Genomic DNA, 2,227 nt, shown 5'->3' with positions numbered 1-2,227 from the left:
ACCGGGGCGGAGGCGGACTCGACCTTTGACGTCAACATCGGGAACTCGACCGCGGAGGACCGGGGGATTGACGGAAACGTCAATCCCAGCACTGAAGATGGGCAGAACGTGATCTCCGGCGACTTCAGCGACAGCAAGCTCGGTCTCTCGGCCGGGGACATAACGGCAAGCACGGCGACCACGTCTACCTCCGACGGGGGCACGGCAACGGAGCTGGGCGAGGGTCTTGAGGGGGGCACCTTCGAGGTGAAGGTGACAGACACCGACGACGGCGACAACAGCGGCTCCGACAACGTAGTGACGTTCGAGACCGCCAACACCACCAAGACGGCGGACCTGAGTGCAACGACGGCGGTCACGCTTGAGTCGGGAGCGACGGGTGCCACCACCCCCACAATTTCATTCAACACGAGCAATGTGTCCTTCACGGGGGCCGACGTAGAGGAGGGGGAGTCGAAGACCTTTGAGGTGTCGGTCAACGACAACAACAACATCGGGGATCGCCTGGAGGGGGGCTCGGCGGGAGCAGCTCGGGCGATCGTCGAGGACACGAAGGCGGCGATCAACGACCTGACGACCCAGCTCAGTGACCTGGGCGCAAGCCAGAACCGGCTGTCGTTCAAGGAGTCGAACCTGGAGACTTCCCGGACGAACCTAAACGCGGCGCAGAGCCGGATCGAAGATGCGGACTTTGCGAAGGAGCAGACGCAGGTGGCGAAGCTGCAGGTGCAGCAGCAGTCCGGGACCGCGCAGTTGGCGCAGGCCAACGCGGCGGGCCAGAGCGTGCTCTCGCTCCTCCAGTAATCGGTTCAGGGGCGAGTCAAGCAGAAGCTCGCTTGACGACGTTCTCGGCGTAGCTTCGGAAAACCAGCACTCATGCGCACAGCCTCCGGCCCGATGCCGGGGGCTGTGCTTTTTTGTGTATACAGATTTGTGTACGGATTTCCCGAGATGGCACGCTCATTCCTCGCTGAAGACGAGGCCGGTCCCCTCGTCGCTTCTTCGAGAAAGTTCCGAGGGAGTGTCTGCCGAAAAGAGGAGAGCGCGGGTCGAGTAGGCCATTCGGCTCATGGCCGTGCAGGAAGAGACGGGAGTCTTGAGACACCAATCCGCCGGAGCCCGTCTGGCCGGACAGAGCACACGCCCGTTTGGTGCGGGGCGAAGTGATGAGCGAGTGTGGCGCTCGAGGAACGGGTCACAGGTATCCCAGGTGCTCCATCATTTCTCCATGATCGTCCTCGATTTTGCGGGCCACATCGGAGGGGAGTTCCTCCTCCCATCCGCTCGTCTTTCCGGAGCGGAAGAATTGCTCCTGGTCCGCTGTTTTTTCGGGGAATCCGTGCTCCGACTCCAGCTCCTGCATCCGGTCGAATCGGGTCTGCTCAACGGCCTCTTTCACGCGATCCCGGGTCAGGTCGGGCGCCTCCATGAACTCGAGAATGTTGTAGAATTCGTCGACGGGGTTCGCCGCCAGATCCTCGTACTGCACGCTGTGCACGGGCGTGTCGTCGGCGCTGAGCCAGCTGCGCACGTGGGTGGACCAGCTGCTGATTAGGCTGTGAACGCGTTCCCGTTCTTCGCCCATTCGCGCCTTGGAATCGGCCATGAGGTCAGCTGTCTCCTCATAGTTCATGCCCCGGTGTGCAGCGAAGGAGCAACACACCTCGCGCGGGTCGCGGACCGGATTGACCACCCGATCGGTCCATACCGAGTTCCACAGGTCAATCCCGTCGATCTCCGCGTGGATGTGATGGCTCTTGATCGGAACCGGACGCCGGGTTGAGGTCATGTATGCTTCCCGCCTGAGCACGAGCATGGCGGCGGGGCGCAGACGGACCTCCTGGGAAAAATTCATTTCTGAAAGAGGAAAAGGACTCACCGCCTGGTACTGGTACCGCTCCGCATCGGTGTATCGGAGGGCAACGGGAATGTCCGCGGAGGCATCGTGGGACTCCATGAACTCCAAAAGCTCTTCGTCCGAGAGGTGGTACGCGGCGGCGACGAGCCGAATCCAGGTGTTTCCGCTCTTCGGGTAGCTGGCAACAAACTGCATGGGCGTGAGGGAGAGGTCGGAAGGGAGGTCAAAAGAGACGTCGTCGGGCGTGGCACTGTCGGGCGCAATGTCGATCGGGACCGGAAAGCCCTTCGGTCGAAAGGGCCTTTCGGGTCGGATGTAACAAGGCGCAAACTCTGGGCCAGCGTCTCGGGCACCTTGCGGGCACACGGC

The 2,227-nt window shown here is 62.2% G+C and carries 2 protein-coding genes; one reads left to right on the top strand and one right to left on the bottom strand.

Annotation, left to right across the window (positions count from 1 at the left end):
• The coding region (locus OJB03_RS15545) for a flagellin (protein ID WP_263788994.1) at window positions 1-804 on the top strand (804 nt) is incomplete at its 5' end.
• Window positions 805-1,195: 391 nt separating this feature from the next.
• Here OJB03_RS15545 and OJB03_RS15540 read toward each other — a convergent pair.
• Window positions 1,196-2,053 (bottom strand): sulfotransferase domain-containing protein, encoded by an 858-nt coding sequence (locus OJB03_RS15540; RefSeq protein ID WP_263788992.1) that lies wholly within the window; start codon window positions 2,051-2,053, stop codon window positions 1,196-1,198.
• Between the last annotated feature and the right edge of the window lie 174 nt (window positions 2,054-2,227).

The organism is Salinibacter grassmerensis, from assembly GCF_947077765.1.
Classification (GTDB): Bacteria; Bacteroidota; Rhodothermia; order Rhodothermales; family Salinibacteraceae; genus Salinibacter; species Salinibacter grassmerensis.
Note: the sequence above shows the minus strand (reverse complement) of the source record. Positions and strands in the feature narration are given on the sequence as shown.

Bases quoted from the DNA above. Each gene is read 5' to 3' on its own strand.
- OJB03_RS15540 (WP_263788992.1), bottom strand. From the start codon at position 2,053: ATGCAGTTTGTTGCCAGCTACCCGAAGAGCGGAAACACCTGGATTCGG.